At 32.8% G+C, this 25,813-nt stretch carries 30 protein-coding genes; 19 read left to right on the top strand and 11 right to left on the bottom strand.

Features of this window, described 5'->3' with window-relative positions; genetic code table 11:
* Positions 1-151: 151 nt before the first annotated feature.
* Positions 152-961 (bottom strand): LysM peptidoglycan-binding domain-containing protein, encoded by an 810-nt coding sequence (locus tag MUA37_RS10730; RefSeq protein ID WP_002508949.1) that lies wholly within the window; start codon positions 959-961, stop codon positions 152-154.
* 363 nt (positions 962-1,324) lie between these two features.
* Between MUA37_RS10730 and MUA37_RS10725 the strand changes: the two genes are divergently transcribed.
* From MUA37_RS10725 to MUA37_RS10715, 3 genes are all read left to right on the top strand, one after another.
* Positions 1,325-1,984, top strand: coding sequence for a Bax inhibitor-1/YccA family protein (locus tag MUA37_RS10725; protein ID WP_002508948.1), 660 nt, complete (start codon positions 1,325-1,327; stop codon positions 1,982-1,984).
* A 177-nt stretch (positions 1,985-2,161) separates the two neighbouring features.
* On the top strand, positions 2,162-2,875 hold the full coding sequence (locus tag MUA37_RS10720; protein ID WP_002508947.1) for a YebC/PmpR family DNA-binding transcriptional regulator: 714 nt from the start codon (positions 2,162-2,164) through the stop codon (positions 2,873-2,875).
* 3 nt (positions 2,876-2,878) lie between these two features.
* Complete coding sequence (locus MUA37_RS10715; RefSeq protein ID WP_142019823.1) at positions 2,879-3,373, top strand: cupin domain-containing protein; 495 nt, start codon at positions 2,879-2,881, stop codon at positions 3,371-3,373.
* A 257-nt stretch (positions 3,374-3,630) separates the two neighbouring features.
* Here MUA37_RS10715 and MUA37_RS10710 read toward each other — a convergent pair whose 3' ends face one another.
* On the bottom strand, positions 3,631-4,740 hold the full coding sequence (locus MUA37_RS10710) for a 5-methyltetrahydropteroyltriglutamate--homocysteine S-methyltransferase (RefSeq protein ID WP_002508944.1): 1,110 nt from the start codon (positions 4,738-4,740) through the stop codon (positions 3,631-3,633).
* Between the two features lie 194 nt (positions 4,741-4,934).
* Between MUA37_RS10710 and MUA37_RS10705 the strand changes: the two genes are divergently transcribed.
* The 5 genes from MUA37_RS10705 (at position 4,935) to MUA37_RS10685 (ending at position 9,724) form a co-directional block, all read left to right on the top strand.
* A complete protein-coding gene (locus tag MUA37_RS10705) occupies positions 4,935-5,585 on the top strand; it encodes a ribonuclease FAU-1 family protein (RefSeq protein WP_002508943.1) in 651 nt (216 codons plus the stop codon).
* A 119-nt stretch (positions 5,586-5,704) separates the two neighbouring features.
* A complete protein-coding gene (locus MUA37_RS10700; RefSeq protein ID WP_002508942.1) occupies positions 5,705-6,559 on the top strand; it encodes a LysR family transcriptional regulator in 855 nt (284 codons plus the stop codon).
* Between the two features lie 26 nt (positions 6,560-6,585).
* On the top strand, positions 6,586-7,794 hold the full coding sequence (locus MUA37_RS10695; RefSeq protein WP_002508941.1) for a sugar efflux transporter: 1,209 nt from the start codon (positions 6,586-6,588) through the stop codon (positions 7,792-7,794).
* A 5-nt stretch (positions 7,795-7,799) separates the two neighbouring features.
* Positions 7,800-8,288 carry a DUF456 domain-containing protein gene (locus tag MUA37_RS10690; RefSeq protein WP_002508940.1) on the top strand — a complete coding sequence of 163 codons (489 nt, stop codon included), beginning with the start codon at positions 7,800-7,802 and terminating at the stop codon, positions 8,286-8,288.
* A 275-nt stretch (positions 8,289-8,563) separates the two neighbouring features.
* Complete coding sequence (locus MUA37_RS10685) at positions 8,564-9,724, top strand: MFS transporter (protein WP_021459166.1); 1,161 nt, start codon at positions 8,564-8,566, stop codon at positions 9,722-9,724.
* 71 nt (positions 9,725-9,795) lie between these two features.
* On the opposite strand, the gene MUA37_RS10680 is transcribed toward MUA37_RS10685, so the two are convergent.
* Positions 9,796-10,479 (bottom strand): DUF1129 family protein, encoded by a 684-nt coding sequence (locus MUA37_RS10680; protein WP_002508939.1) that lies wholly within the window; start codon positions 10,477-10,479, stop codon positions 9,796-9,798.
* Positions 10,480-10,575: 96 nt separating this feature from the next.
* Between MUA37_RS10680 and MUA37_RS10675 the strand changes: the two genes are divergently transcribed.
* From MUA37_RS10675 to MUA37_RS10660, 4 genes are all read left to right on the top strand, one after another.
* Positions 10,576-11,043 carry a GNAT family N-acetyltransferase gene (locus MUA37_RS10675; RefSeq protein WP_002508938.1) on the top strand — a complete coding sequence of 156 codons (468 nt, stop codon included), beginning with the start codon at positions 10,576-10,578 and terminating at the stop codon, positions 11,041-11,043.
* 40 nt (positions 11,044-11,083) lie between these two features.
* Complete coding sequence (locus MUA37_RS10670) at positions 11,084-11,317, top strand: SA0632 family lipoprotein (protein ID WP_225975808.1); 234 nt, start codon at positions 11,084-11,086, stop codon at positions 11,315-11,317.
* Positions 11,318-11,642: 325 nt separating this feature from the next.
* Complete coding sequence (locus MUA37_RS10665) at positions 11,643-11,939, top strand: hypothetical protein (protein WP_002508936.1); 297 nt, start codon at positions 11,643-11,645, stop codon at positions 11,937-11,939.
* Positions 11,940-12,046: 107 nt separating this feature from the next.
* Positions 12,047-12,601 carry a GNAT family N-acetyltransferase gene (locus MUA37_RS10660; protein WP_002508935.1) on the top strand — a complete coding sequence of 185 codons (555 nt, stop codon included), beginning with the start codon at positions 12,047-12,049 and terminating at the stop codon, positions 12,599-12,601.
* Between the two features lie 54 nt (positions 12,602-12,655).
* Here the strand turns inward: MUA37_RS10660 and MUA37_RS10655 are convergent, their stop codons facing one another.
* The 4 genes from MUA37_RS10655 to MUA37_RS10640 form a co-directional block, all read right to left on the bottom strand.
* Positions 12,656-13,222: an LOG family protein gene (locus tag MUA37_RS10655; protein ID WP_002508934.1), complete on the bottom strand. Its 567-nt coding sequence runs from the start codon at positions 13,220-13,222 to the stop codon at positions 12,656-12,658.
* A 14-nt stretch (positions 13,223-13,236) separates the two neighbouring features.
* Positions 13,237-13,686 (bottom strand): YaiI/YqxD family protein, encoded by a 450-nt coding sequence (locus MUA37_RS10650; RefSeq protein ID WP_002508933.1) that lies wholly within the window; start codon positions 13,684-13,686, stop codon positions 13,237-13,239.
* Positions 13,687-13,689: 3 nt separating this feature from the next.
* Positions 13,690-14,391, bottom strand: coding sequence for a hypothetical protein (locus MUA37_RS10645; RefSeq protein WP_002508932.1), 702 nt, complete (start codon positions 14,389-14,391; stop codon positions 13,690-13,692).
* Between the two features lie 282 nt (positions 14,392-14,673).
* Positions 14,674-15,549 (bottom strand): undecaprenyl-diphosphate phosphatase, encoded by an 876-nt coding sequence (locus MUA37_RS10640; RefSeq protein ID WP_002508931.1) that lies wholly within the window; start codon positions 15,547-15,549, stop codon positions 14,674-14,676.
* Between the two features lie 312 nt (positions 15,550-15,861).
* Here MUA37_RS10640 and MUA37_RS10635 point away from each other — a divergent pair, with 312 nt between their 5' ends.
* Both MUA37_RS10635 and MUA37_RS10630 read left to right on the top strand, forming a co-directional pair.
* Positions 15,862-17,499 (top strand): ABC transporter ATP-binding protein/permease, encoded by a 1,638-nt coding sequence (locus MUA37_RS10635; protein WP_002508930.1) that lies wholly within the window; start codon positions 15,862-15,864, stop codon positions 17,497-17,499.
* Positions 17,496-19,172 carry an amino acid ABC transporter ATP-binding/permease protein gene (locus tag MUA37_RS10630; RefSeq protein ID WP_262615080.1) on the top strand — a complete coding sequence of 559 codons (1,677 nt, stop codon included), beginning with the start codon at positions 17,496-17,498 and terminating at the stop codon, positions 19,170-19,172. The genes MUA37_RS10635 and MUA37_RS10630 overlap by 4 nt, the downstream gene beginning before the upstream one ends.
* Before the next feature lie 106 nt (positions 19,173-19,278).
* On the opposite strand, the gene MUA37_RS10625 is transcribed toward MUA37_RS10630, so the two are convergent.
* Positions 19,279-19,722: a global transcriptional regulator MgrA gene (locus MUA37_RS10625; protein WP_002508928.1), complete on the bottom strand. Its 444-nt coding sequence runs from the start codon at positions 19,720-19,722 to the stop codon at positions 19,279-19,281.
* Between the two features lie 227 nt (positions 19,723-19,949).
* Here MUA37_RS10625 and MUA37_RS10620 point away from each other — a divergent pair, with 227 nt between their 5' ends.
* The 5 genes from MUA37_RS10620 (at position 19,950) to mdh (ending at position 23,938) form a co-directional block, all read left to right on the top strand.
* A complete protein-coding gene (locus MUA37_RS10620; RefSeq protein WP_262624583.1) occupies positions 19,950-20,876 on the top strand; it encodes a CobW family GTP-binding protein in 927 nt (308 codons plus the stop codon).
* Positions 20,877-20,909: 33 nt separating this feature from the next.
* Positions 20,910-21,818 carry an aldo/keto reductase gene (locus MUA37_RS10615; RefSeq protein ID WP_262624582.1) on the top strand — a complete coding sequence of 303 codons (909 nt, stop codon included), beginning with the start codon at positions 20,910-20,912 and terminating at the stop codon, positions 21,816-21,818.
* 16 nt (positions 21,819-21,834) lie between these two features.
* A complete protein-coding gene (locus tag MUA37_RS10610) occupies positions 21,835-22,137 on the top strand; it encodes a hypothetical protein (RefSeq protein WP_021459159.1) in 303 nt (100 codons plus the stop codon).
* Positions 22,138-22,263: 126 nt separating this feature from the next.
* Positions 22,264-22,881: a DedA family protein gene (locus MUA37_RS10605; RefSeq protein WP_021459158.1), complete on the top strand. Its 618-nt coding sequence runs from the start codon at positions 22,264-22,266 to the stop codon at positions 22,879-22,881.
* A 118-nt stretch (positions 22,882-22,999) separates the two neighbouring features.
* Complete coding sequence (mdh, locus tag MUA37_RS10600) at positions 23,000-23,938, top strand: malate dehydrogenase (RefSeq protein WP_262624581.1); 939 nt, start codon at positions 23,000-23,002, stop codon at positions 23,936-23,938.
* 143 nt (positions 23,939-24,081) lie between these two features.
* Here mdh and MUA37_RS10595 read toward each other — a convergent pair whose 3' ends face one another.
* The 3 genes from MUA37_RS10595 to MUA37_RS10585 all read right to left on the bottom strand — a co-directional run bounded on the left by MUA37_RS10595 (position 24,082) and on the right by MUA37_RS10585 (position 25,651).
* Entirely contained in the window at positions 24,082-24,360 is a 279-nt protein-coding gene (locus tag MUA37_RS10595) for a hypothetical protein (protein ID WP_142019817.1), read from the bottom strand.
* Positions 24,357-24,974, bottom strand: a complete 618-nt coding sequence (locus MUA37_RS10590) for a DUF1361 domain-containing protein (RefSeq protein WP_002508921.1) — start codon at positions 24,972-24,974, stop codon at positions 24,357-24,359. The genes MUA37_RS10595 and MUA37_RS10590 overlap by 4 nt, the downstream gene beginning before the upstream one ends.
* A 257-nt stretch (positions 24,975-25,231) precedes the next feature.
* Positions 25,232-25,651 (bottom strand): PPC domain-containing DNA-binding protein, encoded by a 420-nt coding sequence (locus MUA37_RS10585; protein WP_002508920.1) that lies wholly within the window; start codon positions 25,649-25,651, stop codon positions 25,232-25,234.
* Positions 25,652-25,813: the final 162 nt, after the last annotated feature.

Genomic DNA, 25,813 nt, shown 5'->3' with positions numbered 1-25,813 from the left:
TAGTAATCAAGAATTATAAATAGAAATATTTCAAAAAACTAATAAAACGTCAATTTCTATATCTTCTCAATAGAAATTGACGTTTTATTAGTTTTTTGTCAGAGATAGTTATGTCTCAGACTTATTTAGTTATTTTATGTTGAGCTTATTCTTAATGAATATAATTGTAACTTGAAACTTGTGAAGCTGGAATTGTACGATAATCCACTGTGCCTGGTGGTGTGTTATAATTCATTTCTGAAATTAACAAACTGCCATCAGGATTAATGCGTTCAACATAAGCCACATGTCCCATAGGACCTTCATAGTTTTGCATAATTGAACCAACAGCTGCAGTGTTGTTTACAGTGTATCCGTCAGCAGATGCTGCAGATGCCCAATTATTAGCGTTCCACCAATATGTACTAATTGGTTGTCCAGTTTCGGCACGACGATTAAAGACATGCCATGTACATTGTCCCCAGTCGTATAAATTTTGATCGCTTGAAGCTTGTGAAGTATTAGTTGGTGTAGATGTGCTTCCGCCACCCCCACCAGTGCCGTCTGAACCACCTGGAATTTGTAATGTTTGATTTGGATAAATAATATAACCATTTAAATTATTAGCAGAAACAATTTCATCAACAGAAACGCCGTACTTATTCGCAATGATTGCTAACGTTTCTCCAGATTGTACAGTATGGCTTGAGCCACCAGAAGCTTCCGAAGAAGTATTTGAACTTTGGCTACTATCACTGCTGCCACTTCCACCAATTTCAATAACTTGTCCTGGAAATACCATATTATTACTAATATTATTATTTTGTTTGATTTCGTCTACAGAAGTATTGTATTGTTGAGCGATTGTCCAAAGAGACTCACCAGATTTAACAGTATGCTGCGTAGATGCTTCTGCATCATGATTTGCTAAAACTGCGGCAGTCCCTGATGCAGCTGTAACTGCAAATGCTAATTTTTTCAAAAGTACTCCTCCTTTTATGTCGTTTAATGTCGACAGTTAATTGTGTTCATGTGTAAACACAAGATTCACATTTAAATATTTCATACCCCATACTAACAAAATTATTTATTTTTTTGGTAGTTGTTATAGAGTTGTAACATAGATGAAAGAGTATTATGTGAAGGGTATAGCTTGCTGAAAGCGAATTTAAAGGGAATTAAAAGTGAATTAAAAGTGATATACATATAAAGATTTATAAAAACTGTAATATTTAGTAATATTAGATAGAAACTTGATTCAACAAAAATTAGAAAATTTATTATGAGAACAGTAGTATTTATGTTAGATTATATTAATATAATAATTAGATGGAGGTATATTGCTATGGCTGAAGCAGCAACAAAATCAACACCGCATAAGTCACAACAATCAAAGAAAACACAAGCGACAGCATACGGTAAAGTATGGTTGTTCTTTATGTATTATTGGTTGCTATTTGGTGTAGGATGTTATTTTGGTCAATTTTTACCAATGTCTTGGCGTAAACCGTTATCTATCGTCTTGCTAGTATTAGTATTATTCACTTTAGTGTCAGGGAGAGCGCGGAAGTCTGGTTTAATCATCTCTCATATATACACTTTAGCTATAGGACTACTATCATACGCTACATTCACAATTTATTTACAAAACTTAGGAGCAGAAGTGTTTTACAAGAACGTTATTTTAGCCATTGCTGCTTTTATCGTTTTTGGACTTATTGGCTTCTTTATGATTAAAGATGCGTCTAGCATGGGCAAATACTTATTTGTTACGCTGATTGCACTTGTAGTGGCTAGTCTTATTGGGATGTTTATTCAAAACCCAATCTTTCATACAATTATTACTATAGTAGGGCTATTATTATTTTTACTTTATACATTGTACGATTTTAATAGGATGAAAAGAGGACGATTTTCACCAAGAGAAATGGGCTTCAAATTGTTCCTTAATCTGTTGCATATTATCAAATATGTTTTACGCCTTGCTAACAAAGCTAGAAAATAGAGTAGACGTTGTAATTGCCAGTACTGGTAGTTACAACGTTTTTTAATAGAATAATATAATTAAACGGGCAACTGTCAATTTTTTAAGTCGGATACGTATGTCCAACTATATAAAATTAATAATTTGCGCTATAATATTAACTGGTTATTAAGTGATATGAGAAAGTGAGATGAAATTATGGGTCGTAAATGGAATAATATTAAAGAAAAGAAAGCCCAAAAAGATAAAAATACTAGTCGAATATATGCAAAATTCGGTAAAGAAATTTATGTAGCAGCGAAGTCGGGTGAACCAGATCCAGAATCTAACCAAAATTTACGTTTAACGTTAGAACGTGCTAAGACTTACTCTGTACCTAACCACATTATTGAAAAAGCCATAGAAAAAGCTAAAGGTGCTGGAGAAGAAAACTATGATCATTTGAGATATGAAGGCTTCGGACCTAATGGTTCAATGCTAATTGTCGATGCATTAACAAATAATGTTAATCGTACTGCATCAGATGTACGTGCTGCCTTCGGTAAAAACGGTGGTAACATGGGTGTTTCAGGTTCAGTAGCTTATATGTTCGAACACACAGCTGTTTTTGGATTTGAAGGACATACAGCTGATGACATTTTAGAAGGTTTGATGGAACAAGATATTGACGTACGTGATGTACAAGAAGAAGGCGACATGGTTATCGTCTATGCAGAACCAGATCAATTTGCACAAGTGCAAGATGCATTAAAGGCTTTAGGTGTAACAACTTTTACTATTGCTGAGTTTGAAATGTTACCACAAAGTGATATTGCGTTATCTTCAGATGATCAAGTTGAGTTTGAAAAATTAGTAGAAGCACTTGAAGATTTAGAAGATGTTCAGAATGTGTTTCACAATGTGGATTTGTAATAAATGAACAATATTATTAAACAATGGATTGAACAATTACAGTTGCAACCACATCCTGAAGGTGGATTTTATAAGGAAATTATTACAGGTCAGCAAGCGTCAGCAGATTCACGAAATGCTTACTCCAGTATCTATTTCTTATTAACACATGACAATATTTCACATTTTCATCGTATTGATGCTGACGAAATATGGTATCACCATGCTGGACAAACATTGTTAATTCATATGATTTATCCTAGTGGTACATACGAGTGCATACGATTAGGCAAAGATGTTGCAAAGGGAGAAGTATTACAATATGTAGTACCCAAAGGGACAATATTTGCTTCATCGTTAGCAGAAGATACAGGTTATGCATTAGTAGGTTGTATGTGTCAGCCAGGATTTGATTTTAATCATTTCGAGTTGTTTTCAACACAACAATTAAATCAATTATATCCGCACTTACAACAAATAAATGAACGTTATGCTTTATCAGTAAACGACAAAAACTAATTACTAGTGCCAACATAAGGTGAAAAGTTTGATAATATGATATACCTATCACTTTTATAATTGAAGAGTAGAAAATCAGCTACAGTAGACATATCACTATGTCATTGTAGCTGATTTTTTACGTAGCTATATTAATGTGGAAAATGAAGCGGTTGTTTATGTTGCGAACTAAAAATACACCCCGCTAGCAATATGTACATTATTAAAGTGCATACTGCTAAATGGAGTGTATTAGTAATTAATTTATGTTTTATTTATTATTTTGCAGTGTCGAAAACTTCATTTGCAACTTCAACGACAAATGCCAGTTTTTGCCATTGTTCTTCTTCAGTTAATTTGTTGCCTTCTTCTGTTGATGCAAAACCACATTGAGGACTCAAACAAATTTGGTCTTCATTAATATATTGCTTTGCTTCTTCAATACGTTGTTTAATAGTAGCTTTATCTTCAAGTTCACCAGTTTTAGAAGTGAAAATACCAAGTACTGCTGAACTATTTTCTGGGAAATAACGTAAAGGCTCGAAATCACCTGAACGATGATCGTCATATTCTAAGAAAAAGCCGCCTAGGTTTTCTTTGAATAAATAAGGAGCGATTGGTTCATAGCCACCAGAAATTGCCCATGTTGATTGATAATTACCACGGCAAATGTGCGTTGTAATTAGTAAATCATCTGGTAAGCCTTGTATAGCTTCATTCACAACAACATATGCTAATTGACGAGCACGTTCTTTTTCCTCTTCGGAACGATCACGACCACGTGTTTTTTGCGTTCCGGAAGTTAAGTTAGCCCAATACACATCATCCAATTGGATGTAGCGTGCTCCTAAGTCATAAAAATGTTGTAACGTGTCATGATATGCTTTGGATACATCTTTTGCAAAGTCATTAATATCTGGATAAAGTGTTTCGTTTAAAATATTAGGATGGAACAATTGGTTTGGACTTGGAATTGACACTTTAGCAATTGCTCTATCGTCTACTTTATCGACTAAGAATTTGAAATGATCAAAATGTGGGTGGTTAGGATTAAATGCTACCTTATCACTTATCCGTACATTGTGACTACGTGTTTCAACGCCTTCAAAAGTTAAGCCATGCTCTGGCGTATAGCCTTCAACACCTTCTAAATTTTCTAAGAAGTCAAAATGCCACCAACTTCTGCGGAATTCTCCATCTGTAATACTATGTAAGCCTAATTCAAGTTGCTTTTCGATAATACGTTCAATCTCTGCATCTTCTACTTTTTTAAGTTCATCTGCATCAATTTCATTTTGTTCAAAAGCAGCTCTGGCTTCTTTTAGCTTTTGAGGGCGTAATAAACTCCCTACATGATCTGCTCTAAATGGTCTTGTTAATTTTGCCATTTTGCTACCTCCGTTATGTTTAGAATTTTCAGAAAATATATCTAAATATAACAAATTTAGTCGGAATTGTCAAAAAAGGCTTAAAAGTAAAAAATATAGTACAATGGGAATAAATTAAACTGGAATTATTACAAATTGGATAGATGACATTAAGCCACCATTTTTATATAATAAAAAGCAAGGAGTTGGTGACAGTGAAAGTAAAATATATCGATAAACGTCACTGGCGTCGAATCGTAGAAAGAGAATATGCTGAAGTAAAAGTAAACAATAACAAATTTAAAGGCATAATTGGCTTAGTTACTATGAAAAAAGTAAAAGAGCCATTAGAAGTTACGGTAGTTGGCAAAAATATAATAGTTGCAGACGATAATTACCAATGGCTACAAATATTACCTGAAAAGAAACGCTATAGTATTACGGTTATGGTAGATGATAAAGGTAATCCATTGGAATATTATTTTGACGTCAATATTAAAAACATTACACAAAAAGGTAATGCACGCACGCTAGATTTGTGTTTGGATGTTCTAGTATTGCCAAATGGTGAATATGAATTGGTAGATGAAGATGATTTAAAGCGTGCATTAGATCAAAAGCAGATTTCTCGTAAACAATATCATGAGGCATATGTTATTGCACATCAACTTATGTTGAAAATTGATGCAGATTTTCCCAAAATGCAGGAAAAAATTATGTATTGTTACCACAAAATCAAAAATAAGCCTAAATATAATAAAGGGCATAAGCAAGGGAAGCATCATGTTAAACAGCAACATACTAAGCAAAAAGTGCAGCGTGTATCACAGCAAAAGTCTGAATCTAATCACGACTTAAAAAAATGATTCAATAATATCCAGTTCGAATATAATAAATTGCGTGTAAACTAATGCATGATAAGTAGTAATGGCGTACAATTACACCTGTAGTTAAAAGTAATTGCATATATCAATAGGGGGATAAAATGAAGATCGAAGATTATCGCTTAATAACAACGTTAGACGAAACCAAAACGTTACGCAAAGCTGCAGAAATGTTATACATTTCACAACCAGCAGTGACACAACGACTAAAAGCGATAGAAAATGCTTTTGGTGTAGATATTTTTATACGGACAAAAAAGCAACTTATTACGACAACTGAAGGATCAATGATTATCGAACATGCCAAAGACATGTTAAATAGGGAACGATTGTTTTTAGATAAAATGCAAGCGCACATTGGCGAAGTAAACGGTACAATTTCAATCGGATGTTCTTCACTCATTGGTCAAACATTATTACCGGAAGTGTTGAATTTATATACTAGACAATTTCCTAATGTTGAAATACAAGTTCAAGTAGGATCAAGTGAACAAATTAAAGCAAATCATAGAGACTATCATGTCATGATTATTCGTGGCAATAAAATTATGAATTTAAGCAATACTCATTTATTCAACGATGAACATTATTTTATTCAGCCTCAAAATCGACGTGAGGAATCTAGTAAATTACCTTTTATCGAATTTCAAGCAGACCCAATTTATATTAATCAAATTAAAGAATGGTACAGTAATCAACTCGGTGAAGATTATCATGCAATGATTACCGTCGATCAAGTAGCGACGTGTAAAGAAATGTTGATGAACGGTGTTGGTGTAACTATTTTACCTGAGATAATGATGAGACACATTGATCGAGATCAGTTTGACTTTACACGAGTGAATATTGAAGACCAACCTTTAATTAGGTCTACTTATTTGAGTTACGATTCAAGTATGGTACAACTACCTCAAGTAGAGTCATTTATACAATTAGTGATGGAATATGTAAAATAGATTTTAAATAGGATAGAGGGATTTTCATGTTTGCAGAATTGTTGCATATTAAAAATTATAAATTATTTGTCACTAATATGATGCTACTTGGTATGGGTATATCTATCACAGTACCGTTTTTAGTGCTATTTGCTACAAATGAATTAGGAATGTCAACTGTGCAATTTGGCCTTTTGTTAGCACTAGCAGCTATTAGTCAATTTACAGTTAATACAATTGTGGCGAGGTTTTCAGACACACGTAATATAAATAGAAAATTTCTAATTATCACCGCCTTATTCATGGGTGCTATTAGTTTTTCTATTTATTTTTTTGTTAAGGAAATATGGATCTTTATGGCTATGTATGCCATATTCCAAGGTTTATTTGCTCCGGCAATGCCTCAAATGTATGCTTCAGCTAGGGAATCAATCAATGCTTCCACGTCACGTGATAGAGCTAAATTTGCCAATGCAGTGTTAAGGTCGATGTTTTCTTTTGGTTTTTTATTCGGCCCATTAATAGGTACAGGATTGTTAGCGCTAAACGGATATGCTGGGTTATTTGGAGGAACGATAGCAGTTATTTTATTTACTCTAACGTTACAGCTCGTATTCTTCAAAGATATTAAGACTGCTCCTAAAGCGTCAGATGTTACCCATGTCGAAAAATCGGCACCTAATATGTTAAAAGATTTAACGTTATTTATTCCGTTTATTGCATTTATTTTATTACATATCGGGCAATGGATGTACACATTGAATATGCCTCTATTTGTTACTAATTACTTACAAGAAGATGAAAAATATGTGGGCTATTTAGCGAGTTTGTGTGCTGGCTTAGAGGTTCCATTTATGGTTATATTAGGAATGCTTTCTGCTAAAATGCAGACACGCACGTTACTGATTTTAGGTGGACTATTTGGTGGCCTGTTTTACTTTAGTATTGGCGTTTTTGATAATGTTATTATGATGCTTATAGGACAAGTATTTTTGGCTATCTTCCTAGCTATTTTACTCGGTTTAGGTATTAGCTATTTCCAAGATATTTTGCCTGACTATCCAGGATATGCATCGACATTGTTTGCTAACGCTATGGTTATTGGACAACTTTGTGGTAACTTACTTGGAGGCTGGATGAGTAATGTTGTAGGATTAGGGAATGTGTTTTTTGTATCGGCAATAGCGATTTTTCTCGGTATGTTGCTGATTGCAATAACGAAAGAACATAAATATACGGACGAAGTACTGGAGTAGATAACATGACTTTAATTTTATGGTTACTAATAATTGCGTCATTTGTATTAGCATTTATAGGATTGATTAAACCAATTATCCCATCGGTACTTGTATTGTGGGTAGGATTTTTAATTTATCAGTTTGGATTTCATAATGGCAATTTATCATGGGTATTTTATGTCTCAATGGTATTGCTAACTATATTTATTTTATTAGCAGATTTTATAATGAATCAATATTTTGTGAATAAGTTTGGTGGATCCAAATTAAGTGAGTATGCAGCATTTATTGGTGTGATTATTGGTTGTTTTGTCTTTCCACCATTTGGTATTTTAATTATTCCTTTTTTAGCAGTTCTTATTGTAGAACTTATTCAAGAACCTAACTTTAAAAAAGCGCTACGTGCAAGCTATGGTTCTATCGTGGCATTTTTAGCGAGCTCACTTGCTCAAGCGTTAATTATGTTATTGATGGTTATTTGGTTCTTTGTAGATGCTTTACTTATCAATTAAAGTAGATAAGCGCATAAAGAATTTCAAGCAAACAGTTTACTGTTGCATGTAGAGAATTAGCACATAAGTGAACAAATTAGATTACCCTTTTAGGGTGAATCTAATTTGTTCTTTTTTTATTATTATGTAAACGCTAACGACTAACAGGGCGTTACAATTATGATATTTTTGCAATGAAAAGAATATGAAAAGATGTGAGCACGCCTCTTGTATGACTTTAGTTGATTTAGTATAATCGCACTCATGTGTAAAAAAAGAAATTGGAGGGATTATAGATGAAATATCCTGTAGCGATATGGATGCTGGCGATAGGTGCTTTCGCAATTGGCATGACCGAATTTGTTATTATGGGTTTGTTACCAAATATAGCTAGAGATTTTGATGTAACAGTGAGCCAAGCGGGACAACTTATTACAGGTTATGCATTAGGCGTAGCAATTGGTGGCCCAATTCTTGTGATGTTAACTATAAAATGGAACAGAAAATATTTATTACTTGTGCTGATGGGCATTTTTATTTTAGGTAATATTGCAGCCTCATTGAGTCCGACTTATGGATTTATGATGACAAGTCGTATTATTACTTCATTAGCGCACGGTTCATTTTTTGGTATTGGCTCAATATTAGCAGCTAGTATGGTAAAACCAGCATATAAAGCTAGTGCTATGGCGTTAATGTTTATGGGACTAAGCCTTAGTAATATTTTAGGAGTACCATTTGGTACATTAATTGGTCAAAACTTTGGATGGCCGATGACGTTTATTATCATATCCATAATTGGTGCAATGGCGTTGATCGGTATTATTTTCTTTGTGCCAATGACTAAAAAACAAGAGGCAACTTCTGTTAAAACAGAATTGAAAATCTTAAAAGAAAAACGTCTGTGGTTAACGTTAGCAGTAACGTTATTTGGTTTCAGTAGTGTTTTTGCATACTTTACTTACATTTCCTCGGTTCTTATCGAAGTGTCTCATATTCAAGAAAATTTAATTTCATATTTATTAATCATTTTTGGTGTGGGCGTTACGTTAGGTAATATTGTAGGTGGTAAACTTGCTGATTGGAATTTAAATAAAGCATTAAAAATTATTTTTATTATGTTTATTTTATACTTCATTTTATTATACTTCATTCAAATGAATGGAATTTTAATGGTTGCAGGTGTGTTCTTCTTTGGATTAATAGGATTTAGTATGAGTCCTTCATTACAATACAAGAGTACATTAATTTCACAAGAAGCACCGACCTTGGCAAGTACATTAAACCAATCCGCATTTAATTTAGGAAATGCTTTAGGCGCATTTCTTGGTGGTGTGGTAGTAACGAATCTACCAATAGCATCATTGAGTTTAATAGCACCAATATTAACATTGATTGGTCTAATTTTCTTAGTTATTAGTATTCGTGTAGAGAAAAAAGAAGGGACACTTGTTTAATTGAAAACAGCCTGAGTTAAGAAAGTTATAGTCTTTTTAACGACTATGCTAATACTTAACTCAGGCTATTTTTATAGGGAAGTATTTGAGTCTTTGTTCACTCGTCGATAATCGAAATAGGCAGCTATTGGTGTGATAACGAGTGAAATAATAATAAATGTCCAATTACTAATTAATAAATATGGGCCAAATGTCATATAAGATTGTGGCAGAAAAAATACATAAAAAATTGCACAGATTAATACAATAATACCACTGTAGTTTGCTAACCAAATCCAATTTGATTTGGTAAAACATTGGATTTGTACAGTTTTAAAAACCATCCATATAAATAAAAAGATAATAATAAAACCAATAATTAATGTAATTGGAAATGAATACAAATAAAATTTTTTAGCGCCGATAAAAAACCCAATAAACCCTTTTAAAAAGCAAAACAAACCAAAAAATAAGAAGAAATGTTCAACGATATATTTGAAAATATTTTTAACTGTTTCATTTGGCAGCTTTTTTAGCTCTTTTTTAGCATGTGCTTTCGGGTCGTGATCAAAGAAATCCAATGCATGTTCACCGTTATCTTCAGCCTTCAGCAACTCTTTTAAAATGCGATTAAGCATTTTTTCAGAATCATGAGGATTAACGCTCAAATCAGCTCGAACAAAAGTGGTATAATTGTCGAAAATATCTCTGTCAGTATTATTTAAACGCAGTGCCTTAACATTATTTTCACGCATCAATTTTTCAGTAGATTTCATTTGATTTTAACTATCCTTTTTATAAAATATTATAGTAAACACATTATGACTAATATTGAACAATAAATCAATATGAAGCGTAAAGAAAGGAATGACATGAAACAACTTACTACTAAAGATAAAAGTTTGATTAATCAAATGGCCAAAATTCAAGAAAGTGAACTTGCACAAGCTGCGAAACAACCAAGTCCATCAGCTTTTAAAATTGCACTCCGAGAAGAAATGATTATACATAGATTAAAATATTCTCGAGATATGATTTTATGTATAGCACATGAAGAACAAATGGCTGCATTTATATGGGGGCATTTTGATGAAGCAACAACGAGCGTGACGATAGAAATGATATACGTTGTCGAAACATATAGACACCAAGGCATTGCCACTAAATTAAAACAACAAATTGAACAATGGGCCATCTCAATGGGGGCACTTAGCATTCAAGGAACAGTAGATATAACAAATGAAGCGATGCAAAAGCTTAACGAACATTTGGGATATCATACACAAAAAGTTATCATGACCAAATCTTTACAATCCAAACATGAAGACAAGAAAGAATAATGATAAAATAACCTTAAGACAATAAGAACGAAGGAGCAATATGATGAAAAAATGGTTAGCGCTAATACTTGCTGCTACAATTACTTTATCAGCATGTGGCAAAAGTGACGAAAAAGTATCTTTAGAAAAAGATATTGATAAACTTGAAAAAGAACAAAAAAAGCTTAAAAAACAAAAAGAAGAAGTAACTAAAGAGCGTGATAAATTGAAAAAAGAAGCTGCTGATATTGAAAAAGAAATAGATGCAAAAGCTGACAGTGATAGTGAAGATTAAACGGCTAACACAGAAATCATGAAGATATTGCATCCTAAGTGAGCGAACGTAAATATCATTTTTGTATGATACATATGCGTAATTAATAGAAAAGTTATTTAATAATGATAACAAATTGTGTTACAATATTTTCATATTATGAATACACCACGTTTAATGAAGATAATAAAGGGTATTCAAGAGCATATATTAAAATATTTATGACACAAGACAGTTAATAATAACGATTATTTGGAAATTTATACTCTAAATTTTTCAAATCTATTAATAATGAATCAAATATAATGAAAACACAATTGAAATGCTATAGAAAGAAGGGAAAATCATGCATGAACAAGATTTTGATTTGTTAGAAGGTCGTGCGATTACTTTACCTGAATTGGGTAGAGAATTAGAAAATATTACTGGACGACAAATTAAAGATTCGACTGGAGAAATTAAACGTGTAATCGCGCATTTACCTAATTTTGAGTCAGATACGGATACTTTTGTAGCGACTTATCAGTTAAATCACCAAAATGATTTTATTGATGCTACGTTTACAGCACCAAAATCAGATAGAAATCGTTTGAAAGAGATTGCAGTTAATGTAGAATTAATTAGCTATATTACAAAAGCTTAAAATAAATGAGGACAATTTCACAACATTAGTAGCGCGATATGAATAAATCATAACGCGTTACTTTTATATAAACAGGAATAATTTAGACAAGTTTCGAGGTGTGAATGATGACAGTTTATATTGAGACAGAACGATTAATTTTAAGAGACTGGCGTGAGGCAGATGTTTTACCATTTCAACAAATGAATGCCAATCAACAAGTTAGAAGATTTTTCCCTAGCCTATTGAGTTATCGACGTTCAGAACTAGATCTAAAGAAAATGGATGATATCATTAAAGAAACTGGTGTAGGGTTGTTTGCGGTTGAGTTAAAAGAAACAAATGGATGGCTAGGATTTATAGGATTAAACTATGTTCCTAAAAATAGTAAATACAAGTTTACTGAGCTACCATTTTATGAAATAGGATGGCGATTAATTCCGGAAGTTTGGGATAATGGTATTGCGACAGAGGGTGCACAAGCAGTATTAAGTTATGCCAAGGAGCGAGGATTTGAGCATATATATGCGTTGGCAGCTGAGCAAAACGAGGCTTCTATTCGAGTGATGAAAAAAATTGGTATGGAGCAATTCGATTTCTTTGAGTATCCCGACTTAAGTAATTATCATCCGTTAAAGAGACATGTGAGATATCATATTCAACTTAAAGATATAACTAAATAAAACAAGGTACATGCACACATAGCGCGCGCTTGTACCTTGTTTTGTGCGCATTGATTAATCATACGTACGTACACCAAGAGCTTGATATTGATTGAGACATGTTAATAATTCTTCTTTTGTAGCACAAAGTGGTGCCAATGATTGATATTTTTGATCGATAAAACCTTCATCAATCATGTGTTGAATTAACTGTTGTAATGGATTGAAAAAACCATTGATGTTAAAAATTGCTATTGGTTTTTGATGGATGCCTATTTGAGACCAACTATATGTTTCAAAGAACTCTTCCAATGAACCAGCACCACCTGGAGCCATAATAAAAGCATCGGCTAACTCTGACATTTTAGCCTTACGTTCATGTAAAGAATCTACTAAAATGAGTTGGCTTACTTTTTGACTAGTAATTTCTTTCTCATCTAACGATTTAGGCATAACACCAATGGCTTTACCGCCTTGATCTAAAACACCTTGTTCAATAGCACCCATAATACCTACTGAACCAGCACCAAAAATTAGTTCATAACCTTGTTTAGCCATATATTTTCCTAGGGCATAGGCTTCTTTAACATAAATATCGTCATTACCTTTACTGGCCCCACAATATACTGCAATTCTTTTCATGCATTTACCTCCTGCTAATCAAATTGAGTTAACACAGCTTGGAAGGCTGCATTAAAATCAGCTTTATCTTGCGCTGTAAACTTAGATGGCCCTTTAGTTCTACCACCACTGCGGCGATATTGAGCATGTGCATGACGCGTAGCTAATAATCTATCGATGTTGTCATAAGTAAATTGTTTTCCACTATGATGTAAGACGACGGCGACTTTATCGAGCAATAAACTAGCAAGACCATAATCTTGAGTTATAACAATAGCATCCGAGTTAGCTAACTGCACAATTTTATAATCCACTGCTTCAGGTCCATCATCAACATAAACTATTTTTACATGTTGTGGCTGGATAACTGTAGAATAATGACTAAAGCTGCGGACAATTGTAACAAAAATGCCTGTCCCCTTAGTCAATTCAATTACTGAATCGGTAACAGGACAAGCATCTCCGTCGATAATGATTTGTATCATGCGTTATTGTTTCTCGCTATCGTTGCGTTGTTTAATAACGCTTTTAGCATCGTAATTTTTATACTTTTCGAACTCTGCTAAACGATCTTTTTTGTTGTTATCCAGCGCTTTTGCTTCGGCTTTATGACGTTTATCGATATTCTTTTGCAAACGTTTATCCAATTTTGAAATATCTTTGCTGTTGTCTTTTGCTAGTTTTTCACCTTTTTTCTCTGTTTTATCATCAAGTTTTCCAGGTGTTAACCCAACTTTTTCCATATGCTTATTGGATTTTTTCATATTTTTAATACGTTCTTTCTTATTATCTTCACGTGCTTTGGCTTCTTCTTTATGACGTTTGTCTATTTGTTTTTGTAAGATCTTATCTAGCTTTTCTGCTTCTTTATAATCTGATTTAACAGCTTTAGCTTCTTGTTTTTGAATATAAGCAGGATCATGTTCTTTAGCGATTTGTCTTAACTGACGCTTTTCATCCATATTATGTTTTTTGGTAACTACGTAGTCTTTAGCGTTACCAGATTTATCAACAACAACATCTTTAAATTGAATTGATTTTGTTGCGACATTTTTTGAAGCTTTAGCTGTTGCTTCAGAAGCCTTTTTCACATCTGGGTGTGATTTAATACGCTTACGCTCTAAAATTAGCGGAACTATTATAATTGGTACTACATTGATTAGTGTTTTCACTAATTGCTTTTTGTCCATACACGTTGCCTCCATATAAATATACTAAGTTATTATTACCCTATGATACCGTAAATTAAACGACATTTGTATTGAAAGCTATCTAAAATATAAATAGAAGAAATTTAAGGTTAACTGCAAGAGGGACAGGACGAGAGTGTTGTGTAATGCATGTATATAGGAGAGGGGACATAACGTAAAATAAGGTGGTCTATTGCCAATATGAAAAGAGGCTGGGACAATATTGATTGTCCCAGCCTCTGTCACACAATTTTTAATTAAAGGTATAATTTTGTAAAATAGTTATGCACCAGTAATGTTATGACCAATACCAAAACCAAAATACAAGATAGCAATAATAATTACTAAGATGATTCTATAAATTGCAAAAGGTAATAACTTAACTTTACTAATTAAGTGTAGGAATAATTTGATTGAAATTAAACCAAAAATAAATGCTGCTAAAAATCCTAAAATATAGAATGGAATTTGATTTGCATGAATAAATTCTATATTTTTAACTAGCGATAGACCACTAGCACCAAGCATGACAGGTACAGCCATCATAAATGTAAAGTCTGAAGCTGCTTTATGGTTCATTTTCATTAGCACACCTGTAGAAATTGTAGAACCAGATCTACTAAATCCTGGCCACATAGCAATAGCTTGGGACAAACCAATAATAAATGCTTGAACATAAGTGATTTGATCTACTGTTTTCGGATTTTTGACTTTTTTACTATACATGTCTGCTACAATCATATAAATTGCACCAACGAAAAGGCCAATCATAACTGTAGGTACGCTAAATAAGTATTTTTCAATGACATCATCAAATAGAAGACCTAAGATACCAGCAGGTATCATACCTACGACAATATGAATTAAATTTAGTCGTTTAGGCTTTTGGTCAACGCCGTCCAATGGTTCGGCTTTGTATTTACCAATATGTAACATTTCAAAATAGCGCTCACGGAAAACCCAAGCCGCGGCAAAAACGGAACCAAGTTGAATGACCACTTTGAAGGTGAAAGCAGATTCAGAACCTAAAAATTCTGTGGATTTCAACCACATATCGTCAATTAAAATCATGTGACCTGTAGAAGATACAGGCGCAAACTCTGTTAAACCTTCAACAATACCTAGAATGATACCTTTAATCAATTCAAGTATTACCATAATTTACCTACTTTCATCGTACTTATTAAATTTTATATACATTTTCCTTTTTCATAATAGCATAATGAATTTTAAAAATGTATTAGAATTATGCAATTTGGGACCAAAGTATGAGCAGTATACTTTATCATGTATCAAAGTTCCGTGATAGATAAACTAAGTACAGCTCAACTTTGTATTGACGTTGTTATCATAACATGTGCTTTGTATTGTGACAAAAATATGTATAGCAGTTACTTTTTTTGTGTAAATATAAAACGAATTAATTTAAAAATCGCTAAAACCATTTATAATATATTAAAGGTGATATTTGTGAAAAGATTAACAAAATTAGCGTTAGAATATAAAATTTTTCCGATTTTGATGTTTTTAGTCAGTATTTTACTCGCATTGACTGTAGTATTTCAAAATATAACGATAGGCGTAATTTTGGATAAAGTGCTGATTCAACAACAGTTTCAATTGACATCATTATTGATAATTATCTTTTTTGTATTAATTGCTCGAGCAGTGTTTAATATGTTGAATTTAGCAATTGGAGATACGATGGCTAATCGAATTAAAAATAATTTAAGGCAACAAGTTATTGAAAAAGCGTCTAAATCGCCTATAGGCAAGCAAATAAATGTGGTTACGGAAGGCATTGATGGCATAGCTCCGTTTTTTAGTAATTTTTTTCCGCAAGTATTTAAATCAATGATGATTCCAGTTTTTATTATTGGTGCTATGTTTTATATACATCTTAACACAGCACTTATAATGTTAGTGACTGCACCTTTTATCCCATTGTTTTATATCATTTTTGGGTTGGAAACACGCGATGAATCTAAAGATAAAATGACTTACTTAAATCAATTTAGCCAACAGTTTCTAAACAAAGTTAAAGGGTTAATTACATTAAAACTCTTTAATCAAACAGCTAGAACTGAGCAAGAATTGTATGAAGAAAGTACACATTTTAGAACTTTGACAATGCGTATTTTAAAAAGTGCATTCTTATCAGGCCTTATGCTGGAGTTTATTACGATGCTAGGCATAGGTTTAGTAGCTTTAGAAGCAGGATTAGGACTTATATTATTTAATAATATCGATTTTAAAACTGCAGCAATAGCTATTATTTTAGCTCCAGAATTTTACAATGCAATTAAGGATTTAGGACAATCGTTCCACAGCGGAAAACAAAGTGAGGGCTCAAGTGATGTAGTATTCGATTTTTTAGAAGAGCCGACGATAAATCCAGTTGCAAGACCACAACAACATGACATGTCAACATCATCGATTGTTAAACTGCATGATGTAAGTTTTAAGTATGAAGGTGCGCAATCGTATGCATTACAGCATATTAATTTGGAAATAACGAAAGGTGAAAAAATCGCGTTAGTTGGTCCTAGTGGCGCTGGAAAATCAACACTTGCGCAGATTATTACTCAGCAATTACCAGTTACTAATGGTGAGCTAACTGTGGCTTCTAGACAATTGCGTTTCGGCATATTGAGCCAAACACCTTATATTTTTAATACTTCAATTAAAAATAATATAACAATGTTTAATGATGAAATCACTGAGGCACAGGTTTATAAAATGTTGAATTTAGTAGGCTTGAAAGAGAAAGTTGCTGCTTTTAAACATGGTATTGATACACATATCGGTGAAGGTGGAGAAATGCTCTCAGGTGGAGAAATGAGACGTATTGAACTATCACGAGTTTTATTGTTACAGCCTGATATTGTCTTGTTTGATGAACCAACAACAGGGTTGGACTTACAGACTGAAACAATTATACAGGATGTCATTCATCGACAATTTCAAGCAGCAACGATAATTTATATTGCCCACCGTGATAGCACAATTCAATATGCAGACAGACGTGTTTATATTGAAAATGGTAGTGTGAAATTTATAGATCAGGTCATGTCAGTAGAAAATAAAAAGGGTGGTGAACCAGAGTGAAGCCACGAATTCATTTTAAAGCAGATAAAGATTTAATAAGTGCAATAGCAGTAGGCGTGTTAGGTAGTGTCGTTGCATTAGCTATGTTCTTTTTAAGTGGATACATGGTGACACAAAGTGCTTTAGGAGCACCATTATTTGCATTAATGATATTGATTGTATCAGTGAAATTATTTGGTTTTCTAAGAGCGATTTTTAGGTATGCTGAGAGACTGTTGTCACATCGTACAACATTTACCATGTTACGAGATGTGCGCGTGCAGTTTTTTAAAGGTTTAATTCCTGTGATACCAGATGTTTATAGAAGATTTAAATCGACTGAACTTTTATCTAATATGGTGAGTAGAATTGAAGCCCTACAAAATATTTATCTACGTGTATATTATCCTCCTGTAGTGATTGGGATAACGACGATTATATCTATAATTGTTATGTTTGCATTTTCATATACACATGCATTGATTATTTTTGTGAGTATGTTTATTACGTTAGGCATCGTGCCATGGTTAAGTGCTAAACGCGCAACCAAGATTAAAGCGTATAAAAATAAAAAGCAAAATGAATTTTTAAATCACTTTTATGACTATAAGGCAGGATATGCTGAATTACAACGTTTTGAACAACAGCATAATTATAAAATGATGTTAGATAACTCGCTAACAGCATATAGTAAGGCGCAATTGAAAGAACAACGTTTTTTAACACTATACGACTTTATCTTAAATATTATTTCAATGCTTGCATTATTTTTCACATTGTATCTTGGAGTGGTGCAAGTACAAGAGCAACAATTTGATGTCGTTTATTTAACAAGTATTGTGTTAATGATGCTAACGTTGTTTGAACAAGCAGTACCTATGAGCAATGTAGCATATTATAAAGCAGATACCGATGATGCACTGTCGAAAGTCAATGAAGTAATGGCGCATCCAATAACACAAGGTACAGAACGTTTTTCATATGATGCTTCTCACCCTATAAAACTATCTGTACAAAATGTAGATTTTAAATATTGGAATCAATCCGTACCTGTATTACGTAATATTAATTTAGAAGTGGTTGAAGGTGAACATGTAGCACTCATTGGTCCTTCTGGTTCGGGGAAAAGTACAATATTACAATTGATGTTAGGCTTATATCAAGCCGAAGCAGGAGAAATTAAACTTAATAATCAACAGTTGCATAACATCACAAATGAGGACAAATATAAGCTGCTCAACGGTATGTTACAAACGCAACAAGTGTTTGATGGTACATTAAAAGAAAATCTCTTTACGTCTCAACCTGATAGTGTAATAAAAGAAACATTAGTAAAACTTGGCTTGGATCATTTTGCATTAAATACACCACTAACTTTAGTTGGTGATACTGTTTCAGGAGGAGAATTACAACGTATCGGCATCGCTAGATTATTATTAAACAACAAACCAATCTGGATATTAGATGAGCCAACAACAGCTTTAGACATTTATCATACAGAACGTGTAATGGATTTAATTCATAAATATGCGCAAACTCTAGTAATAGCAACTCATGATTTAAGACTGTTACCACAGTTTGATAAAATTGTAGTCGTAGTTGATGGAGAGATTATAGAAGCAGGTTCTTATGAAGATTTACTAGCACAACGCGGTTATTTGTATCAAATAATGACCTTAAATAAGTCAGTATAAATATATAGAGAGATCAAACAAGATTGTTTGACCTCTCTATATAAATAACTATATTTAATGATTTAATTTACATATCTTCCACTTTTAAATTTAACATGGGCAAAAATTATTTTGTTTTAACGTCAGTAAATGCAGTTATAACTTTATCAAGTAATCTGTTGAGTTCAGCAGATTCTGTTTCGTCTAATGAAGACGCAACTGCAACATCTTGACAAGCTGTATCCAATTCAGGACGAATGGACTCACTCTTTTCAGTTAAATGAATAAAGACTTCACGTTGATCAATTTCAGATCGCTCACGTTTGATTAGATCAACTTGCTCCATTCTTTTTAGTAACGGTGATACTGTGCCAGTATCTAATGCTAATTCAGTAACGACTTTCTTAACATTTACAGGTGATTCATTCCACAATATTGTTAAAACTAAAAATTGTGGATATGTTAGTTTATATTTTTTAAAGACATTATTTGAGTAGTAGCGATTTACTTGTCTTTGTGCATTGTATAAACTAAAACAAAGTTGCTCCTTTAAATTAAGTTGCTCAGACATTAAGTTCTCCTCCAGACATTCTATCCGTAATTTTTCTCTGTGTATCGGATTGGATCCGTCTATGTTGTATAGAATTCATTTGCAAACATACTTTTGTACTGTGCCATGCTAAAATAAAAAGTATAATTAAAGTTTAGAAGATATCTAATATTTTATCAAGTAAAAGGTCAATTATATGTTTAATTTAACTTTTGTGCAAACATTTGTATAAGAAATGAGTGGATAGTTTGAAAAATAATATAAATCATAAAATATCATTATCGATTGTAACAGGATTTCTCGGAAGTGGCAAAACTACATTACTTTATAATTATACAAAAAGATTATTAAATAGTAATGAGAATGTTAAAATTATTATTAATGAGTATGGCAATACTGACTTTAATAGCCGGCTTGAGCAATCTAATGTGAATATATATTCTATTTTGAACGGTTGTGTATGTTGCGATTTAAAACAGGAATTATTAGCGAAACTAAAATATTTGATAAATCAAAATGATACGCAACATATTATTATTGAAGCAACAGGTATTGCCCATCCGATTGACATTATAGCAGCATGCCAAGATCCAGACATTGTAGATTATATTAAGCAACCAATGGTTATCGGTGTTGCTGATGCACCTAGATTTATACAACGAGCACAATATACTAATGAAACAATGGAACTTATGGAGGCGCAGTTATCTGTTTGTGATGTCATATTATTGAATAAAATGGATTTGGTCACTGAAGATAAAGCACAGCTCACAACGGCATTAAGCAGTATAAATGCTACAGCAAGTGTACATTTTACAGAGTATGCCAATATCGAGGAGTTAACGTTTGAATCAGTTGGACAACACTCGAATATGCACACATCATATCATGGTCATCATCATGGCATAGAAAGATTACATTATAAGTTTACATCACCTATAGATAGGCAATTGTTTTATCAATATATTTTACGGTTACCCGATAATGTTCTAAGATTAAAGGGATACGTGAAGTTTCGTGATGAGCCTGAAGTTACTTATGAATTTCAATATGCATATGGTTTGCCTGATTTTTTTGTTATTGAGGAAGATAAACCGTTAAATGTAGTCCTTATAGGAGAACAGTTGGATAAAGTAAGGCTGAGGAACGATTTGGAAATGCTACAATTTACGTAAAATATAAAATGTGAGATAAGGATGTGTCAAACGATGGATAAAGTCGAAATTAATCAATATGTTTCTTTTTCTAAAGTTATTCAAGGTTTTTGGCGAGCGCACGATTGGCAATGGACGCCGCAAGAGCTAAATCGTTATTTACACGAATTAGTAGAACGCGGTATAACGACGATGGACCATGCGGATATTTATGGAGATTATCGTTGCGAAGGTATTTTTGGTGAAGCATTGAAGTTGTCACCTGAATTACGAGATTCAATTGAAATTGTGTCGAAATGTGGTATTGTATTGCCTTCTGAACGGTTATCGTGGACGACAGGCCATCGATATGATCACAGTAGACAACATATAAAAAAGTCTGTTGACCGTTCATTGCAAGAACTAAATGTAGATTATTTGGATTCATTATTGATACACAGACCTTCTCCATTAATGGACCCGAATGAAATCACTGACGCTTTAATGGATTTGGTAAAAGCGGGTAAAGTGAAATCTTTTGGTGTATCTAACTTTAATAAATCACAATACGATTTATTAAATCAATGTTTAGTGTGCGATAAATTGCATATAACTGTGAATCAATTAGAAGTTTCACCATATACATTAGACATTATGACAGACGGGACATTAAATTATATGCAACAAGATAATGTTAAGGTTATGGCTTGGAGTCCTTTAGCGGGTGGGAAGCTATTTGATTTAGCAGATGACAAAGCAAAACGAATTATGGCAATTATTGGACCGTTAGCTCAAAAATATCAAACATCTACTTCAAGTATCATAATGGCATGGTTAAATAAACATCCCGCAGCAATTTTACCTGTTATAGGTACACATCAAATCTCTCGAGTTGATGAAGCTTTGGCAGGTTTTGATATTACACTGTCAGATCAAGAATGGTTTGATATTTATACTGCATCATTAGGTCACGATATACCGTAAAAAAGGAGTAAGTATTATGGCTAATAATCAAGAACAGCATTGGCAAAAGCAAAAGCAATTTGAACGAAATTTTATTCATTTCCCATTTCTGGGGTTTGCAGTAGTCATATTATTATTAAATATTGTTTATCCCGATATTAATATTATGATGGCGTTTTTTGGCTTGTTTTTCATATATAATGTTGGATTGTTATTTGTTTCATTTATTCGTCATTTTAAGCGCACTATGATTTTAACACTCATATTATCAATTATGGCTGGTAGTATATTTGGTTTACTTATGTATTTATATGCAGCTACTAATAATTTATTAGGGTAGTTAAATATCATATTATTGCAGAGACATCGCTGTGCAACCTTTTATGTGAGCGACTAATGCTTTACTAAATGCTTTCGAGCACAGTATTTTTGAATTACAACAAAATTGGAGAAGTGAGGTTAATACATGGAACAGTGGATTACACAGTTCATGGAACAATTTGGCTATTTTGGAATAGCATTGCTGATATTTTTAGAGAATATTTTTCCACCAATACCATCTGAAATCATATTAACATTTGGTGGCTTTATGACGACTAAATCATCGTTAGGTTTTATAGGAGTGACAGTGGCATCTACACTGGGATCAATCATCGGTGCAATCGTTCTATACGGCATCGGTTTATGGATTGGCGAAGACAAGTTATATCGACTTGTAAATCGGTATGGCAAAATTTTACGTGTAAAATCAACGGATTTAACTAAGACATTTGATTGGTTTGAAAAATATGGATACTGGACAATCTTTTTCTGTAGATTTGTACCACTTATTCGTAGTTTAATTTCTATTCCTGCTGGTATTACCAAGATGAATTTTTCTGTGTTTGTTATTTTTAGTACACTCGGAACAATTATTTGGAATATGGTATTGATTTATTTAGGAATGAAAGTAGGTGGCAATTGGCATCAAATCGTCTATTATATGGATATTTACTCTAAAGTTATCTATGTTATTTTGCTACTCATTGTTATTTACTTTATATGGAAATGGCTAAAACGTGTTCGTAAAAATAAGCAAAAGTAATCATTTAAATTAATATATTTGAATAGATACAACTACTAATTGTCCTCTGAATGTTACGACGCCAGTGTTATAATGAAGTGAATGAAGAGCAGAGTTATACACTGGAGGAGAGCATGGCATGACAAAACAGAAAGTTTCGATTATAGGTGCAGGTAATACAGGCGCAACATTAGCATTTATTACATCACAACAAGGACTAGCGGACGTAGTACTTATTGATCGACCAAAATCAGAAGGTCCGGTACAAGGAAAAGCATTAGATATTTTGGAAAGTAGCCCTATTTTTGGTTTTGATAGTAACGTCGAGGGAGCAGTTGACTATCAAGTTACGAAAGATTCAGATGTCGTAGTTATTACAGCAGGTGTTCCAAGGAAACCGGGGATGAGCAGAGATGATCTTGTTCAAACAAATGAAGCGGTTATGCGTGAGGTGACAGAGCAAATCGTCCAGTACTCACCACAATGTAAAATTATTGTCTTAACTAATCCAGTAGATGCTATGACATACACAGTTTATAAAGCATCAGGCCTACCGAAAAGTCATGTGATAGGGCAATCAGGTATTTTAGATACTGCACGTTATCAAACGTTTATTGCTGATGCATTAAATGTTTCCGTAAAAGATGTCAAAGGATTGGTATTAGGTGGACATGGAGATGACATGGTGCCATTAGTGCGTTCGACAAATGTGAATGGTGTGCCACTAGCTGAGTTGCTGGCACAAGACAAGATCGAAGCGATTGTTGAGCGTACGCGTAAAGGCGGAGCAGAAATTGTGGGATTATTGGGCACTGGCTCAGCATATTACGCACCTGCAGCTGCAATTTATAGTATGTTAGAAGCTATTATTAAAGATCAAAAAAGATTGTTGCCTAGTATTGCTTTATTAAAAGGTGAATACGGCTATCATGATATATGTTTAGGTGTACCAACAATTTTGGGTGCACAAGGTATAGAAAAAATTGTCACTTTATCACTGTCAGCAGATGAACAAGCTCAATTAGATACGTCTGCAAAAGCAGTAACAGACGTTAAAGCAGCATTACAACAATTTTAAATATGACATAAACGAGGCTGGTGCATTGATATGCACCAGCCTCGTTTAATATTGTACTGTATATACTTGTGTTTACACTTAGTACTCAAATGTACCAGAATTTTTTATTAAATTATAACAGTCGAGATAATGTAATATCTTAGTTATGTGATAACAACAATGCATACGTATAAAGCTACATATTCAAAGAAAGTTAGAATATACATATATTTTAATCTTAATTTAACGTTAAATGGTACAGCCCATTTAGAATAACGGCGTTCATAATACCATAATTGTAAGGCAAACAAACCGATACCTAATGGAAATAACATCAAAATAATGCTGTGAAGTAATGAAAAACCAACATCATGTAGTAAATGCCCAATAATTAATTGTAGCACCACAATAACAGCGATTAAGATAATTATATTCAATGTCATTTCGCTAATCGTACTCCTTTCATAAACACAATGATAAGTAATTGCAATACCATCATGAGTACAATAAAAGCAAGTGTGCTTGGGTTTATTGCTTGTGCGACATCTTGTAACACACTTAGAGGCTCGTTAATTAAATAAACAGAATGAAATCTTAAAAAGCGCCCCATATATACACCTAGACCATTTAAAAACATCATTAATACAATAATTGTGTTATTTAACCATCGATATTGAGTGAAGTGATTGATTTCGATATAGATGAGCGTTAAACAATAAGTAGCTAAAGCAACTCCAGCTAACAAATACGTAAAATAAATCCATTCAATAATAGTTAAACCAGCGTAAAAATTAAAGCGGAATTGATTTAAATGAATTAAGTCAGTGACCATATAAAAGGTATTAGGAACCATAAAAATAAAGATTAGACTAAATATAATGAATAATGGCCATTCGAAAACTTTTTTAGGTTTAAATAAGTTCAGCAAATAGCATAATTCAAGTGGAATATAAGCTAATATTAAATTTAACGTCATAAAACTATAAACATCATTACTAAACAAAGAAATCGTCAACAGTGCAATAAAAGCAATGCGGGCAATATAGCGGGATTTCATAGTACCACCTTTCTTTTATTTGAGCTGAACTCAAATTTCTATATTATATATTTAAAGTAATTAACTAATTTATAAATACGAGATTCAATAATACTAGTTTTACGACGTGGAATCAATAAAAAAACAAAGAGGTACATTTTGAAGTATTATAATATATTAGTACTTGTGTTAATGAAAATGCATAAGTAAGGTGACCGATTTCACTACGTAGTTGGTTGTAACTGTATGGAAATCAAGTCACCTAATTAACTGAGTTATTATGCATCTAATAGATTTAATCCAATGTTATCATTATGTTTACGGTTAATATCTAAATTAGTCATCGTGATCACAATTTCAGCCGTTGCAGATACAATTGCTTTTGACAGGTGACCACTTAAAGTTTGGTATTGGTTCGTACCAAAAGTAGCATGTAAATGTGCAAAAGGTGTATCATCGATGTGAGAAATATTACCTAATAAACTAATTAGTTCTAATGGTTCGTTAAATGTTTGTTTTTCATATGTTTTCGTGTCTAAATTGTAAAAATTTAATTCGACCCCTTCGCAAGCTCCAATACCGCTAACTGTACCAAATTTACCATTTTGTTCACGTGCAACATCTGTAACGGCTGAGATGATATCTTCGCCTTGTTCTAAAATTAAAACGATTGTATTTCCATCAACTTGATATACCATATTGACCCTCCATAAAAATGATTTCATTACTATTATACATATAGATAACTATCAATTGTAATTTTATGTTTTAAAGTTTAAATTAACTATTGTATTAGTTATGTTAGATGTAATAAAATATTGTAATATTATGTAATATTGAGTTGAATTTGGATACAATAA

The organism is Staphylococcus arlettae, assembly GCF_025560845.1.
Classification (GTDB): domain Bacteria; phylum Bacillota; class Bacilli; order Staphylococcales; family Staphylococcaceae; genus Staphylococcus; species Staphylococcus arlettae.
The sequence above is the reverse complement of the archived record's forward strand: the minus strand, read 5'-3'. Positions and strand labels throughout refer to the sequence as shown.